Below are 14,826 nucleotides of genomic sequence, written 5' to 3'. Positions count from 1 at the left end.
TTACGCCGCTTTCGGCTGTTTTTCGTAGAGGAAATGGAGGATCTGCTGGCGCATGTGGTGATAGCGGCTGTCGTCCGCCAGCTGCACCCGGTTGCGCGGGCGCGGCAGGTCAACGCGGAGGATCTCCCCGACGGTGGCCGCCGGGCCGTTGGTCATCATCAGCACGCGATCGGAGAGCAGCACCGCCTCGTCCACGTCGTGGGTAATGAGCACGATGGTGGTGTTCAGCGCCTGCTGGATCTGCATCACCGAGTCCTGCAGATGGGCGCGCGTCAGCGCATCCAGCGCGCCGAACGGCTCATCCATCAGCAATACTTTCGGCTTCATCGCCAGCGCGCGGGCAATCCCGACGCGCTGCTTCATGCCGCCGGAGATTTCCCCCGGACGCTTGTGCAGCGCGTGTCCCATCTGCACGCGGTCGAGGTTGTGCTCGATCCACTCTTTGCGCTCGGCCTTGCTCATGGTGTGACGGAACACCTGATCCACCGCCAGCGCCACGTTGTCGAAGCAGGTCAGCCACGGCAGCAGCGAATGGTTCTGGAACACCACCGCGCGCTCGGGCCCCGGCCCGGCGATTTCGCGGTTGTCGCAAATCAGCCCGCCTTCCGTCGGCAGCGCGATCCCGGCGATAAGGTTAAGCAGCGTCGACTTACCGCAGCCGGAGTGGCCGATAAGACTCACGGTTTCGCCCTCGTGGATATCAAAAGAGACGTTCTGCAGCGCCAGAAACTCGCCGCTGGCGGTGGAAAAACGCTGGCTCACGGCCTGGACCTGAATTAATGGTTTCATGTTCGCTCCTTATTTTTCCTGCCAGCTAAAGCGACGGGCGATCAGCATCAGCCCCTGCTCCAGCAGCAACCCGACCACGCCGATGATGACGATGGCGATCAGAATGTTTTCGACGTTGAGGTTGTTCCACTCGTTCCAGATCCAGAAGCCGATACCCAGCCCCCCGGTGAGCATCTCGGCGGCGACAATCACCAGCCAGGCGATGCCGATGGAGAGGCGCACCCCGGTCAGTACAGCGGGTAGCACAGCCGGGAAGAGTACGCGGCGCATGATCGTCCACTCGGAAAGCTGCAATACGCGGGCGACGTTGAGGTAGTCCTGCGGAATGCGGCGCACGCCTTCGGCGGTGTTGATCACCATCGGCCAGATAGAGCAGATGAAAATGGTCCAGCTCGACGCGGGCTCCGCTTTCTGGAACAGCAGCAGGCCGATGGGCAGCCAGGCCAGCGGGCTGACCGGGCGCAGAAGCGCAATCAGCGGATTGAACATGCGCGAGAAAAAGGTGAAGCGGCCAATCAAAAAGCCCAGCGGAATACCCGCCAGCGCTGCCAGGCCAAAACCGATGGCGACGCGCTGCAGTGAAGCAAGCACGTTCCAGCCAATGCCCATATCGTTAGGCCCGTCGCGATAAAACGGGTCGGCAAAGAGGGTAATGGCGGAATCAAGCGTGCTGAGCGGCGTCGGGAAGCCTTTGCTGTTTATCGCCGCCAGCTGCCAGAGCACCACCAGCAGCCCAAGGCCGAGCAGCGCCGGGATAACGCGCTGGAAAAAGTCGTTCATCCGGCGCGCTAACGCGGGCGGGCGGCGGCGAACCTGTACCGGAGGCAGGACAATCACTTCCCCGCTCTCTGGCGTCTCTTGTGGTTTCGTGTTTTGCAGATGCGGCATAATCAGGCCCCTTTACGGTGAATGGCGAAACGGCTGGCGTACCCTTCCGGATCGGTGCCGTTCCAGACGGTGCCGTCCATCAGCGTGCTGCTGCGGTACGGTGATGACGGCGTGGACATGCCGCCGACGGCGGTGGCGGCATCCTGCCAGACCGCGGTCTGGTTGATGCGCTGCGCGATGCCCGCGTAGTCCGGCGCGGCTTTGAGCAAGCCCCAGCGGCGGAACTGGGTTAAGAACCACATGCCGTCGGAGAGATACGGGTAGCTCACAGCCCCCTCGTTGAAGAAGCGGATCGGGTGCGCGTCCTGCCAGCGCTGGCCCAGGCCGTTGTCGTACTCGCCGAGCATGCGCCCGATGAGATACTGTTCTTTGCAGTTGAGCCACGCCCGGCGGGAGAGGATCTGCGCGGTTTCTCGTTTGTTTTCCGGGGACGCCTCGATCCAGCGCGCGGCCTCCAGCACCGCGCTCACCAGCGCCCGGGCGGTATGCGGGTTTTTCTCCACCCAGTCGCGTCGCGTGCCGAGGATCTTTTCCGGATGATCGGCCCAGATGGACTGCGACGTGGCGGCGGTAAAGCCGATCCGGTCGTTAATCGCCCGCGCGTTCCACGGCTCGCCGACGCAGAAGCCCACCATGTTGCCGATGCGCATGTTCATCACCATCTGCGGTGGCGGCACCACCACCGTGCGCACGTCGTCAAAGGGGTTAATGCCCGCGCTGGCCAGCCAGTAGTAAAGCCACATGGCATGCGTCCCGGTCGGGAAGGTGTGCGCGAAGGTGTAGGTTCCCGGCGCCTGCTGCCCGATCAGCGTTTTCAGCCCGTCGAGATCGCGAACGCCCTTCTCCGCCAGATCGCTTGAAAGCGTGATGGCCTGGCCGTTCTGATTGAGCGTCATCAGGTTCGCCATCTGCTGCGGCTTGCCGGCGATGCCCAGCTCCAGCCCGTACAGCAGACCGTAAAGAATGTGTGCGGCGTCCAGTTCTCCCGCCACCAGCTTGTCGCGCACCGCCGCCCAGCTCGCCTCTTTGGTGGGAACGATGGTGATACCGTATTTTTTATCAAAGCCTTTTAACGCTGCGATAACCACCGGCGCGCAGTCGGTCAACGGGATAAACCCGACGCGCACCGTCTCCTGTTCCGGTTTATCTGAGCCAGCCGCCCAGGCAGCCTGCATAACACCCGGTAACAGCGCTGCGCCACTCGCCAGCATGCTGGCCTGCAAAAATCGCCGTCTCGACAAATCCGCCATAACCGCTCCCGAAAAAAAGCCAAAAAAAAGCGCCCGCCGTGCCGAAGCACCGCTGGACGCCTTTATCCCGAAGACAAATGCACCGCCGTTGGCGCACCGTCAAAAATGGTTAATTAAATAATGCAAAGCCAGTGCCAGGTTTAAAGACCCTCTTTCAGGGCCGAAAACCGGGTTTTGCCCGCGTTCGCGCACCTCAATCAAGCATAAAATGCCCGCTGATTGTGCAGCTACTCCTTTGGTGTTACCTGCCAGACGCTCTTCACCGTAAGCAGCGCGCGGGCGATATCGACCATGCGCTGGTTCTTGTCCATCGCCATTTTGCGCAGCGTCGTCCAGGCCTGTTCTTCACTCATGTTCTGGTGGGTCATCAGCACGCTTTTGGCTTTATCAATGGTTTTGCGCTCCTCAAGCGTATCGCGCAGCGACGCGAGCTGGCGGGAAAGCTGCTCTATCTCTCGTGCCTGCTGGCGAACCAGGGTCAGCAGCGGTTTATCCGGGTAGTGCGCCAGCGGATCGTCCTGTTCATCCCCGGGAAGCGGGTACGCCTCGTCGCGCTGAATACGCTCATCCACCGCGACCATCAGCTCGGCGATGATCGTCTCCTCCAGCGCGCGAAGATGCTCCAGCCGCGCCGTTTGCAGCGCAAACCAGGCGAGTGCGGTATGTCCATTGTCTGGAGCAGGCTGGCGGGTACAGGCCACGCGCCGGAGCTGCTCCGTCTCACGATCGGGCTGACAATTAAGGGAGAACGAAGTCTGCACGTCGGCCTGGCTGTGGGAGAGAAAGCTCTCAAAGCAGGCCTGCTGCCCGTCAATGCGGTCAACCAGCCGCTGGCGGGTCACATCATCGAAAAAGCCCTGCGTGAAGCCAATCGCCCCCAGGGCCCGCTCTTGTCCCGCCAGCTCTTTCCCCTGCATCAGGCTATATAGCGCGACGAAACGGCCCGCGATTTGCGGGTCGTCAATGCTGTCATTAAGCTGCGGTACAATACTGAGCAGGTGGCGCAGCATGCGGGAGTAGTGCTCCATTGCCTGCGGAGCCGTTAGCGTTTGCCGATTTACACCGTCGCGCAGCGCGGGAAGCGTCTCCAGCGTGAGCAGCGCATTGCCGATACGTTCGCAAACGGCGCTTCCCGGGAAGGTGGACTGTTTTCCAAGAATGTCGTTCAGTGCAGCAAGGTTTTCATCCACCAGGGCCCGGCTGGCTTTGCATTCAGGCGCATAGAGCTTACCCTGTGAGCAGAGCCAGACGTTAGATGCGCCGCGCTCGCACTGGAGCATATGCACCAGCTGGCTAATTCCGCGCACCAGCACGTTCAGCTGCGCCAGCCTGCTGAGCTGCTCCCGGCGCATCCGCCTTGCGCGCTGGAGCCATTCGGTTGCACCTGGCGAAATGCCGGCCATTAATGTCATGCTTACTCTCCCGGACAGCGAAACTCCGGGGAAATTAAGCAATATTCGTGCCTTTATAAGAACAGGAGTCAACATGCAGAAGATTGTGATCGTCGCCAACGGGGCGGCCTACGGCAGCGAATCCCTTTTCAACAGCCTGCGCCTGGCGATCGCGCTACGCGAAAAAGAGAGCGACCTGGTACTGCGGATATTTTTAATGTCCGACGCCGTCACCGCCGGGCTGAAGGGTCAAAAACCGGCGGAAGGCTACAACATTCAGCAGATGCTGGAGATCCTGACCGCGCAGGACGTGCCGGTAAAACTCTGTAAGACCTGCACCGACGGGCGCGGCATTACCGGGCTGCCGCTGATCGAGGGCGTAGAAATCGGTACGCTGGTTGAACTGGCCGAATGGACGCTGACCGCGGATAAAGTATTAACTTTTTAATAATAAACCCGTAAAAATATTATTTTCTTATGGATGCGGTTTCAGCATCAAGTTTACCTGCGGGGTTGCCGATAGGCATGGAAACAACACAGCAGGTATTTCACTTATGTTCAGATCCATTCGCGCACGCATTATCGCCGCGACGACAGGCTGCCTCGTCGTCGCCCTTCTTCTCAATACCGTAATTAACTTCCAGGTCACGCGCCAGGATAACCAGCAGTCCCAGCGCGATATTCTGACCAGCACCAGCGCCAGCCACAACATGGCGATTGCCGACTGGGTCAAAAGCAAAATGACGGTGATTACCTCCGCGCAGAGCATCGCGCTGGCTGACGATCCGGTTCCGGCGTTTAAGCAGCTTGCCCTGGCGGGCGGTTTCACCAACGTTTACGTGGGCTACGCCAGCAAGACGGCGAAATTCTCAGACCCGACAGGCGTCCCGGCGGATTATGACCCCACCGTTCGTCCCTGGTATCAACAGGTGGTGAGCACGGACGGCCCGGTGGTAACGGCACCCTACGTTGATGCCGGGACCGGGAAGCTGGTGGTCACGTTTGCCCTGCCGGTCAAGGAGAATGGCGCTCTGAAAGCGGTGGTGGCGGGCGATGTCGCCATGGATAGCGTGGTGGCGAACGTGCGCGGGATCCACCCCACGCCGGCCAGCAGCGGGTTGCTTCTGAACAGCGACGGCACGGTGATTGCCGCCAACGAGCCGGCCCTGACGCTGAAGCCGTTTGCCGAGACGATCAAAGGCATCGACCTTGCGGCGCTGAAGAGCGGTAACCCGGTCGACGGAACGCTGAATGACGAGGAAAAAACCTTTATCGCCTCAGCCGTGCCGGGCACGAACTGGCTCCTGGTCGTCGCCCTCGACAGCAGCGATGCCACCTCCGGCATGCGTGCCCTGCTGAAAGCGTCGGCGATTTCGCTGGTGATCCTCGCACTCCTGAGCGGCGCCATTGTTCACGTCCTGATTGCCCGCCTGCTGAAGCGCCTGTCCGACATTCGCGACGCGATGCACAACATTGCCAACGGCACTAACGATCTGTCCCAGCGCCTGCCGGACAGCGGCGATGACGAAGTGGCGCAAATTGCGCAGGCGTTTAACGCCTTCAGCGATAAGCTCTCGGTGGTAATGGTTCAGCTCCGCGACGCCAGCGCCTCGGTGAAAAACGCCGCGCAGGAGATTGCGGCAGGTAACCAGGATCTCTCCGGACGTACCGAGCAGGCGGCGTCCAGCCTTCGCGAAACCGCCAGCGCCGTGGAAGAGATCACCGCCTCTGTCACCCAGTCGAATGAATCGGCAGCAGAAGCCAACGACCAGGCCAGCAAGGCCTCTGCGGCCGCAGCGCGCGGCGGTGAAGTGGTTTCGCAGGCCATCAGCACCATGCAGTCCATCGAAGTGGCGTCCGCTAAGATTGGCGATATCACCAGCGTGATCGACGGCATCGCCTTCCAGACCAACATTCTGGCGCTGAACGCCTCCGTCGAGGCGGCGCGTGCCGGTGAGCAGGGCCGCGGGTTCGCCGTGGTTGCCGGTGAAGTGCGGAACCTCGCCAGCCGCAGCGCCCAGGCGGCGAAAGAGATCAAATCGCTTATCGACTCCACCACCGACAGCGTGGCCACCGGCTCGCGCTACGTGCATCTGGCCGGGGAAAGCATGGATGAGATCCGCTCCAGCATCGGCAGCGTCTCCGGCATCATGCGAGAGATCTCGATTGCCACCAGCGAGCAGATGAAAGGCATTCACGAGATCAACCACGCGGTGACCCATCTCGACAGAATGGTGCAGCAGAATGCCGAGCTGGTGGTGCAGTCCGCCGCGGCCGCCAGCGCATTGCAAAGCCAGGCGGGCGAGCTTGCTGAAACCGCCGGCCATTTCCGCATTTAATTTTCTTCAGGCGCGCGTTAAACAGATTAAACGCGCGTCCGCTGAAAGGTTTCAGGAATTTTGTCATTTTTGTTTAATCGTTATGCCATTTTTTGATCAAAATCAGCATCCCTCGCTCCCCGCTTTGGTGTTATGCAATGAGTATTTTGTGAACAACATCACGCTCGGGATGGGCAAAATCGACGGGGTAGAAAATGGCACTGGTGAAAACAAGTTTGAAACTGTTTGGCGGGGATACGGTGGTGGTGCGTTGCTCAGAGCGCTGTCGTATTCATCTGATGAGTGCGAAAGCACAGAAACAATCCCAGGCGGATATTCTGACCGTGCAGGATGACAAGGCCTGGCTTACCGTGCCGTATACCGGCACGTGGGATGTGCTGATCGACAGCCACAGCCAGTCGCTGGAGCATTCGGTCAGCTACGTGGCAGCGTAATTTAAACGCCCGGCTCGCCGGGCGTATTCTCAGGCAAAACCCGGTCGCAGCGTGCTGTTGAGCGGGTTACCTTCCAGCAGCGCCTTCACTTTCACCACCAGCTCATTCAGACAATCGTCCTGCATGCCGAGGCGGGTCAGCTCCTGATCGAGGGAGAAGAGATATTGCGCGTTGGTGCCCAGCGGCCCGCTGGCGGCGGCAATTAACGGGGCAATCACCTGCGTGCGGGTGTCCGCTTCATACAGCGGGTGGCGCGGATCCATAATAAATACCAGCGCGTTAACGGTGCGCCCGTCGTCGAGCTCCAGCTTGCACCAGCTCGGCATATAGCAGCCGGTGATCATCTCGCGCTTCCAGAGCAGCGTCAGCTCCTCTTCGAGCGTGGCATCCGGAAGGCGATACGCGACGCCCGTGGTGCGTCCGCCCTCTTTTAGTGCAAGCATGCGCCCTGGCTGACAGGCGCTGCCGCGTCCGGCCGTCAGGCGCAGGCAAAATGCGCGATGCCAGCCGGGCAGCGTGCCGGTTGCCGATTCAACAAATTCGAGAGCCGGGTTCCACATCAGTGAACCGTAGCCAAAAATCCATACCGGGCCATCATCCGGGCGGCAGGCAAGCGTGGCAGCGAGCGACGCCGCACGTTGTTCAGCTGACCAGAGAAGCGATTCCTCAATAGCACCAAATGCCGTCTTACAATCTGCCTTCATTAAGAAATCACGCGTTAACACTTTCCACCTCCGCCACTGCATGCTTCCTTGCGACATCTGTAATTCGCCTTCCCGGCATTCTGTGCTGGTCATTTTGCCAGCAGTCAAATTACGATAAGCAATTAGCGGACCAGTTGCAATACAACGGCAGTTCAACCGCCTGAAAAGTCAAAATGAAGGCAGCGAATAATTTCACGGCTATTTCTTTTTATGCCATTTATCATCGTCTCCTTTCTCATAGTCATGTTTTACTGCGGCCCACGCGACCTTGTGCGCCGTCTCTTCCCGGCTGGCATCATCCCGCCGATCGTCTTTATCTTTGTACTTATCCCAGGCGCTGTTAAACGCTTCTTTGTAGATATCCTGCGCATGTTCGGGCAGGACGTTTTTCACGTTATCGGGTAATTCGCGTTTCGTTTTATATGGCATCACTAACCTCTCTTTTGCCTAAAGAGTTAAGTGTGGACGACGATACGCCGGTGTGCCAGCCGGTCATAAACAATGAACGGATGAATTTCATAATTCATTGTTATTAAATATATATTTAAAAGAAATATCTTATTATAGGCATTAAACATGAAAACCATAACAAAGGGTAAAATTAAGTAAAAAATAAAGGTTATTTAACAGATTTCTGTTAATTTAATGCCCTTAAAATCTATCTATAATTACAAGCACCTGCATTGATGGAGAAGCACATGACAGCAACACACGAGGCGGTAAAGACCCGCCACAAGGAGACGTCTCTCATTTTCCCGGTTCTGGCACTGGCTGTGCTGCTCTTCTGGGGAAGCAGTCAGTCACTGCCAGTGGTGGTTGGTATCAATATTCTTGCCCTGGTGGGCATTTTAACCAGCGCATTTAGCGTCGTTCGCCATGCGGACGTATTAGCCCACCGCCTGGGCGAGCCTTATGGCTCTTTAATTCTCAGCCTTTCCGTCGTTATTCTCGAAGTCAGCCTGATTTCCGCGTTGATGGCAACCGGCGATGCCGCCCCGACCCTGATGCGCGATACGCTTTACTCCATCATTATGATTGTGACGGGCGGCCTGGTAGGCTTCTCTCTGTTACTGGGCGGACGCAAATTTGCGACCCAGTACATGAATCTTTTCGGCATTAAACAGTATCTGATCGCCCTCTTCCCGCTGGCCATCATCGTGCTGGTCTTCCCGATGGCGCTGCCGGGTGCAAACTTCTCCACCGGCCAGGCGCTGCTGGTCGCGCTGATTTCCGCCGCCATGTACGGCGTGTTCCTGCTCATTCAGACCAAAACGCACCAGAGCCTGTTTGTGTATGAGCATGAAGACGACAGCGACGACGATGACCCGCACCACGGCAAGCCGTCGGCCCACAGCAGCGCGTGGCACACGGTTTGGCTGATCGTGCATCTGATTGCGGTGATTGCCGTCACCAAGATGAACGCCAACCCGCTGGAGACGCTGTTAACCGAGCTGAACGCGCCGGTGGCCTTTACCGGTTTCCTGGTGGCGCTGCTGATCCTCTCCCCTGAGGGTTTAGGTGCGCTGAAGGCGGTGCTGAACAATCAGGTGCAGCGTGCGATGAATCTGTTCTTCGGCTCCGTGCTGGCGACCATTTCACTCACCGTACCGGTGGTGACGCTGATCGCCTTTATGACCGGTAACGAGCTGCAGTTTGCGCTGGGCGCGCCGGAGATGATTGTGATGGTGGCCTCGCTGCTGCTGTGCCAGATTTCATTCTCCACTGGCCGCACCAATGTCCTGAACGGCGCGGCGCATATGGCGCTGTTTGTAGCGTACTTGATGACGATCTTTGCATAGTCTTTTTGCCCAGCGGCGCTGCGCTTACCCGGCAATATGTCCCATAAAAAAACCCGCCGAAGCGGGTTTTTTTATTAGTTGCTGGTATCCAGCTCGTCGAAGCTTTTCACCAGATCGTCAATCGCTTTGATCTGCTTCAGGAACGGCTCCAGCTTATCCAGCGGCAGCGCGGATGGGCCATCGCATTTCGCGTTAGCCGGATCCGGGTGCGCTTCAATGAACAGACCTGCCAGGCCGGTCGCCATACCGGCGCGCGCCAGCTCGGTCACCTGAGCACGACGGCCGCCAGAGGCTGCACCAAACGGGTCGCGGCACTGCAGCGCGTGGGTCACGTCGAAGATCACCGGCGACTGGTTTGAGACGTTCTTCATCACGCTGAAGCCCAGCATGTCCACAACCAGGTTGTCGTAACCGAAGTTAGCGCCACGGTCGCACAGAATAATCTTGTCGTTACCGCCTTCGATAAACTTATCGACGATGTTACCCATCTGGCCTGGGCTCACGAACTGCGGTTTTTTCACGTTGATCACGGCACCGGTTTTCGCCATCGCGGCAACCAGGTCGGTCTGACGCGCCAGGAACGCCGGAAGCTGGATTACGTCTACCACGTCTGCCACAGGCTGCGCCTGCCAGGACTCATGCACGTCGGTGATCACTTTCACGCCAAACGTCTGCTTCAGCTCCTGGAAAATTTTCATCCCCTCTTCCAGGCCCGGGCCACGGTAAGAGTTGATGGAGGAGCGGTTGGCTTTGTCAAAAGAGGCTTTAAACACGTACGGAATGCCCAGCTTCTGGGTCACGGTCACGTAGTGCTCGCAGATACGCATGGCGAGATCGCGGGATTCCAGCACGTTCATACCGCCAAACAGCACGAACGGCAGGTCGTTTGCTACCTTGATATCACCAATGCTAACCACTTTTTGTTTCATAGGATCGCCTTATTCAGGTGTGAATCGGAATTAAGATTAATGCAGTGTAATTTGTTTGTGCGAGATCGCGTTGATCTGCGCGCGAATCATTTCGCTAATCGGATCTTCCGGGCACTGCTCGACGAAATAGCTCAGATCGTTCAGCGCCACGTGCTCGCAGTCGAGCTGGGCATAGATAAGCCCGCGGTCGCGAATTTCGTACGGATCTTCCGGATTAAACTGCAGCAGCACTTCACTGGCACGCAAGGCCAGCTCCATCTGACGCTCTTCCATCAGCGCTGACTTCAGCGTATCCAGCAGCTTGCGAATGACTTCGGCGTTGTCGGCTTCGTCGAGATCTTCGTTAAAGAGCTCGGCCACCGGGCTGATGTTGCCTTTCAGCCAGACGTCCAGCGTATGCTCGTCCAGCGTATCGCCGTTAAACGGATTAATGAGCCACATCTCACCGTCCAGCCACTCCGCACGCAGGATCATCTGCGTCGGGAAAATAACCGGCACCAGCGGAATATCCAGACGGTGCGCAACCCACAGCAAAATAGAGCCCAGCGCAACGGCGCTGCCCTGACGATTTTTTAAGACCTGGTCCAGCCATAATGCGTCAGACAGGCGATACACGCCACGCGTGTCGCAGAAACCCCATTCGCCGTAGAAAAGCTCCAGAAGCTTCTCTAATTGCCAGTCCTGCGGGCGCGCCTGATTGATCTCTTCACGCGCCAGGCTGACCAGATTCTCCAGCTCATCGTAGACGTACTGCGACGTAAAATCGTCGCGTATCATCTCCGAAATCAGGATCATGCCATCGCAAAGCGGCACTTTATTAAATTCGAAATCGGCTAAGGACCTCATGACTTACCCCAGTAACGACTGAGCGAACAATGACGCTCAGGCGCGATAAAACTCAAAACGATGTAGATGATAACGCCAAACTGCCTTTCAGTCAGCCTTACGCCTTTATCAGTAAATGGCAGATACCCGGAACTCAAGACCACTGCCCCAGCGTCAGGCGTTCGTTGCCGCCGTAGTCGCGGCAGGTTTCGACAGCGGCGTAGCCTGCCTGGGTAAACAGTGCCCGCACGGATTCTCCCTGCGTCCAGCCATGCTCCACGAGCAGCCAGCCGCCGGGAAGCAAATGCTCTCGTGACGTTGTCACAATGTGATCAAGATCGGCTAATCCCGCGTTGGCGGCCACGAGCGCCGTCAGCGGTTCGAAGCGAACATCCCCCTGCGCAAGGTGTGGATCATGTTCGTCAATGTAAGGAGGATTGCTGACAATCATCGCAAATGAGCGGTTCTCCAGCGCAGCAAACCAGCTGCTTTGCAGCACCGTTACGTTGCTGAGCCTGAGACGTTCCACATTACGCAGCGCCAGCGCCACCGCGTCGGGCATCACATCCACTGCCGTCACATCGCAGTCAGGCCGCTCGCTGGCCAACGCCAGCGCGATAGCACCTGTTCCCGTCCCGAGATCGAGAATGCGGCAGGCCGCTGCGGGTAAACGTGCCAGCGCCTGCTCAACCAGACACTCGGTATCCGGACGCGGGATCAGCGTTGCCGCCGAGACGTAAAGCGGTAGCGACCAGAACTCGCGCTCACCGACAAGGTGCGCCACCGGCTCGCCGTTTTTACGGCGGGCAAGCAGCGCGGCGAGCCGTGCTTCCTGCTCTGCGGTCAGCTCAGTTTCGCCGAATGCCAGCAGGTACGTGCGGGCTTTACCCGTCACATGCTCAAGCAAAATTTCGGCGTCTCGCTTCGGGCTTTCGCTTTTGCAAAGCTCAGCGGCCGCCTCGCTTAACCAGCGCTGAAAATCCATTATTCCTGCTCGGACAGCGCCGCCAGCTGGTCGGCCTGGTATTCCTGCACGATAGGCTCAATCAGCATATCTAGCTTCCCTTCCATCACCTCGTCCAGACGGTACAGGGTCAGGTTGATGCGGTGGTCGGTCACGCGCCCCTGAGGGAAGTTGTAGGTGCGGTTACGGTCGCTGCGATCGCCGCTGCCCAGCAGGTTACGACGCGTAGAGGCTTCAGCCTGCTGACGCTTCGCCATTTCCGCCGCGTGGATGCGCGCGCCCAGCACGGACAACGCTTTGGCTTTGTTTTTGTGCTGCGAACGTTCGTCCTGACACTCCACCACGATGCCGGTCGGCAGGTGGGTAATGCGGATGGCGGAGTCGGTGGTGTTAACGTGCTGACCGCCCGCCCCGGAGGAGCGGAAGGTGTCGATGCGCAGGTCCGCCGGGTTGATGTCCGGCAGTTCCGCTTCCGGCAGCTCCGGCATCACCGCCACCGTACAGGCGGAGGTATGAATACGGCCCTGAGATTCGGTGGCCGGAACGCGCTGCACGCGGTGACCGCCGGATTCAAACTTGAGACGACCGTATACGCCGTCGCCGCTGATCTTGGCGATAACCTCTTTGTAGCCGCCATGTTCGCCTTCGTTGGCGCTCATGATCTCCACGCGCCAGCGGCGCGATTCGGCGTAGCGGCTGTACATGCGGAACAGATCCCCGGCAAACAGCGCCGCTTCGTCACCGCCGGTCCCGGCGCGCACTTCGACAAACGCGTTACGTTCATCGTCCGGATCTTTCGGCAGGAGCAGCACCTGAAGCTGCTGCTCCATCTCTTCGGAACGCGCTTTTGCATCCTGCAGCTCTTCCTGCGCCATCTCGCGCATCTCTGGATCGTCGAGCATCATCTGCGCGGTTTCAATATCTTCCTGAACCTGTCGCCAGTCGGTAAAGCATTTTGATACATCACTCAACTGCGCATATTCACGCGAAAGCGCGCGAAAACGTTCCTGGTCTGCGATAGTCCCGGCATCGCCGAGCAGCGCCTGTACTTCTTCATGGCGCTCGTGCAGAGCTTCCAGTTTAGCGACGATAGAAGGCTTCATAGGCGTAAGTGCACCTTGTCTTAGAAAATGGGTATAGGGCGCTATTCCAGCCCGAGGCTGTTGCGCAGAATAGTCAGGCGTTCATCATCCCCGTCACGGGCAGCCTGTTGAAGAGATTTGGTTGGCGCATGGATCAGGCGGTTGGTCAGCTTCCACGCCAGATCCTGCATAATCGCCTGCGCGTCGCCGCCCTGTTCCAGGGCCGCTAACGCTTTGGCAGTCAGGTCATCACGCACCTGCTCCGCCTGCCCGCGGTACTCGCGGATGGTCTCGCTGACGCTTTGCGCGCGCAGCCAGGCCATAAATTCGCTGGTTTCTTGCTCAACAATGGTTTCCGCCTGCACCGCCGCCGCTTTACGCTGGGCGAGGTTGTGCGAAATAATGCTTTGCAGGTCATCCACGCTGTAAAGATAGGCGTTAGCCAGCTTGCCAACCTCTGGCTCAACATCGCGCGGAACGGCGATATCCACCAGCAGCATTGGCTGATTACGGCGAGATTTCAGCGCACGCTCCACCATCCCTTTACCGATGATCGGCAGCGGGCTGGCGGTAGAGCTGATAATAATGTCCGCCTCTTTCAGACGTTCATCAATATCGCTCAGCGCAACCACCTCGGCACCCACTTCGTCCGCCAGCACCTGCGCGCGTTCGCGGGTGCGGTTCGCGATAATCATCTTTTTCACTTTATGCTCGCGCAGATGGCGCGCCACAAGCTCGATGGTTTCGCCCGCGCCTACCAGCATCACGGTGACGGTCGACAGGGATTCAAAGATTTGCCGTGCAAGGGTACAGGCCGCGAAAGCAACAGAAACCGCACTGGCACCAATGTCGGTTTCGGTTCGCACACGCTTCGCCACGGAGAAGGACTTCTGGAACATACGCTCCAGCTCGCTGGCCTTGAGATGCCCTTTCTGGGAATCTGCGAAGGCTTTTTTTACCTGGCCGAGGATCTGCGGCTCGCCCAGCACCAGCGAATCCAGACCGCTGGCGACGCGCATCAGATGGCTGACCGCATCGTTATCCTGATGCCAGTACAGGCTGTTGCGCAGCTCGTCTTCGTTGAGATTGTGGTAGTCACATAGCCAGCGGATCAGCGCGTCGTGCAGGTTATCCTGCTCTTCCACGCTCAAATACAGCTCGGTACGGTTGCACGTCGAAAGCACCACGCCACCCTGCACCATCGGCTGTGCAAGCAGGCTGTCCAGCGCCAGGTCAAGCGTATCCGGCGAAAACGTAACGCGTTCTCGCAGCGAAACCGGGGCCGTTTTGTGGTTGATGCCGAGTGCTAATAGGGTCATGTTGAGCGGGAGTAGTACCAGCGTTAATAAGGTTAGCAGGACGCATCATACAGGATGCGCGAGATCAATAAAAGAGACCGCCTCCTTTCGGAGTAATAGGTTACTCAACGCTT

General features: G+C 58.4%; 15 protein-coding genes and 1 pseudogene. 4 read left to right on the top strand and 12 right to left on the bottom strand.

The window, feature by feature from the left end; all coding sequences use genetic code 11:
• From IM265_RS01700 to nasR, 4 genes are all read right to left on the bottom strand, one after another.
• Entirely contained in the window at positions 1 to 789 is a 789-nt protein-coding gene (locus IM265_RS01700; RefSeq protein ID WP_045630583.1) for an ABC transporter ATP-binding protein, read from the bottom strand.
• 9 nt (positions 790 to 798) lie between these two features.
• The gene (ntrB, locus tag IM265_RS01695) at positions 799 to 1,677 is read right to left on the bottom strand and encodes a nitrate ABC transporter permease (protein WP_193030815.1); all 879 of its coding nucleotides are present in this window, start codon (positions 1,675 to 1,677) and stop codon (positions 799 to 801) included.
• A 2-nt stretch (positions 1,678 to 1,679) separates the two neighbouring features.
• Complete coding sequence (locus IM265_RS01690; RefSeq protein ID WP_193030817.1) at positions 1,680 to 2,927, bottom strand: CmpA/NrtA family ABC transporter substrate-binding protein; 1,248 nt, start codon at positions 2,925 to 2,927, stop codon at positions 1,680 to 1,682.
• A gap of 227 nt (positions 2,928 to 3,154) precedes the next feature.
• Positions 3,155 to 4,339 (bottom strand): nitrate regulatory protein NasR, encoded by a 1,185-nt coding sequence (gene nasR, locus IM265_RS01685; RefSeq protein ID WP_193030819.1) that lies wholly within the window; start codon positions 4,337 to 4,339, stop codon positions 3,155 to 3,157.
• A 73-nt stretch (positions 4,340 to 4,412) separates the two neighbouring features.
• Between nasR and IM265_RS01680 the strand changes: the two genes are divergently transcribed.
• From IM265_RS01680 to IM265_RS01670, 3 genes are all read left to right on the top strand, one after another.
• A complete protein-coding gene (locus IM265_RS01680; RefSeq protein WP_028013455.1) occupies positions 4,413 to 4,766 on the top strand; it encodes a DsrE/DsrF/TusD sulfur relay family protein in 354 nt (117 codons plus the stop codon).
• A 106-nt stretch (positions 4,767 to 4,872) separates the two neighbouring features.
• Positions 4,873 to 6,657, top strand: a complete 1,785-nt coding sequence (locus tag IM265_RS01675; RefSeq protein WP_193030820.1) for a methyl-accepting chemotaxis protein — start codon at positions 4,873 to 4,875, stop codon at positions 6,655 to 6,657.
• Between the two features lie 194 nt (positions 6,658 to 6,851).
• Complete coding sequence (locus tag IM265_RS01670; protein ID WP_013096243.1) at positions 6,852 to 7,091, top strand: DUF1883 domain-containing protein; 240 nt, start codon at positions 6,852 to 6,854, stop codon at positions 7,089 to 7,091.
• 29 nt (positions 7,092 to 7,120) lie between these two features.
• Here IM265_RS01670 and IM265_RS01665 read toward each other — a convergent pair whose 3' ends face one another.
• Both IM265_RS01665 and chaB read right to left on the bottom strand, forming a co-directional pair.
• Positions 7,121 to 7,816, bottom strand: a complete 696-nt coding sequence (locus IM265_RS01665) for a gamma-glutamylcyclotransferase (RefSeq protein WP_028013457.1) — start codon at positions 7,814 to 7,816, stop codon at positions 7,121 to 7,123.
• A gap of 177 nt (positions 7,817 to 7,993) precedes the next feature.
• A complete protein-coding gene (gene chaB / locus IM265_RS01660) occupies positions 7,994 to 8,224 on the bottom strand; it encodes a putative cation transport regulator ChaB (protein WP_193030822.1) in 231 nt (76 codons plus the stop codon).
• Between the two features lie 269 nt (positions 8,225 to 8,493).
• Between chaB and chaA the strand changes: the two genes are divergently transcribed.
• On the top strand, positions 8,494 to 9,594 hold the full coding sequence (chaA, locus tag IM265_RS01655; RefSeq protein WP_008499517.1) for a sodium-potassium/proton antiporter ChaA: 1,101 nt from the start codon (positions 8,494 to 8,496) through the stop codon (positions 9,592 to 9,594).
• Positions 9,595 to 9,668: 74 nt separating this feature from the next.
• Here chaA and kdsA read toward each other — a convergent pair whose 3' ends face one another.
• The 6 genes and pseudogenes from kdsA to hemA all read right to left on the bottom strand — a co-directional run bounded on the left by kdsA (position 9,669) and on the right by hemA (position 14,713).
• Positions 9,669 to 10,523, bottom strand: coding sequence for a 3-deoxy-8-phosphooctulonate synthase (kdsA, locus tag IM265_RS01650; protein WP_028013459.1), 855 nt, complete (start codon positions 10,521 to 10,523; stop codon positions 9,669 to 9,671).
• A gap of 36 nt (positions 10,524 to 10,559) precedes the next feature.
• Entirely contained in the window at positions 10,560 to 11,369 is an 810-nt protein-coding gene (gene sirB1 / locus IM265_RS01645) for an invasion regulator SirB1 (protein WP_028013460.1), read from the bottom strand.
• A gap of 41 nt (positions 11,370 to 11,410) precedes the next feature.
• Positions 11,411 to 11,494: pseudogene (locus IM265_RS21930) on the bottom strand (siroheme synthase); the annotation flags it as partial.
• 8 nt (positions 11,495 to 11,502) lie between these two features.
• Positions 11,503 to 12,333: a peptide chain release factor N(5)-glutamine methyltransferase gene (gene prmC, locus IM265_RS01640; RefSeq protein ID WP_193030824.1), complete on the bottom strand. Its 831-nt coding sequence runs from the start codon at positions 12,331 to 12,333 to the stop codon at positions 11,503 to 11,505.
• The gene (gene prfA / locus IM265_RS01635) at positions 12,333 to 13,415 is read right to left on the bottom strand and encodes a peptide chain release factor 1 (protein WP_021240360.1); all 1,083 of its coding nucleotides are present in this window, start codon (positions 13,413 to 13,415) and stop codon (positions 12,333 to 12,335) included. The genes prmC and prfA overlap by 1 nt, the downstream gene beginning before the upstream one ends.
• 41 nt (positions 13,416 to 13,456) lie before the next feature.
• On the bottom strand, positions 13,457 to 14,713 hold the full coding sequence (hemA, locus tag IM265_RS01630) for a glutamyl-tRNA reductase (RefSeq protein WP_021240361.1): 1,257 nt from the start codon (positions 14,711 to 14,713) through the stop codon (positions 13,457 to 13,459).
• Between the last annotated feature and the right edge of the window lie 113 nt (positions 14,714 to 14,826).

Source organism: Enterobacter cloacae complex sp. P17RS (genome assembly GCF_014895885.1).
GTDB lineage: Bacteria > Pseudomonadota > Gammaproteobacteria > Enterobacterales > Enterobacteriaceae > Enterobacter > Enterobacter bugandensis.
Note: the sequence above shows the minus strand (reverse complement) of the source record. Positions and strands in the feature narration are given on the sequence as shown.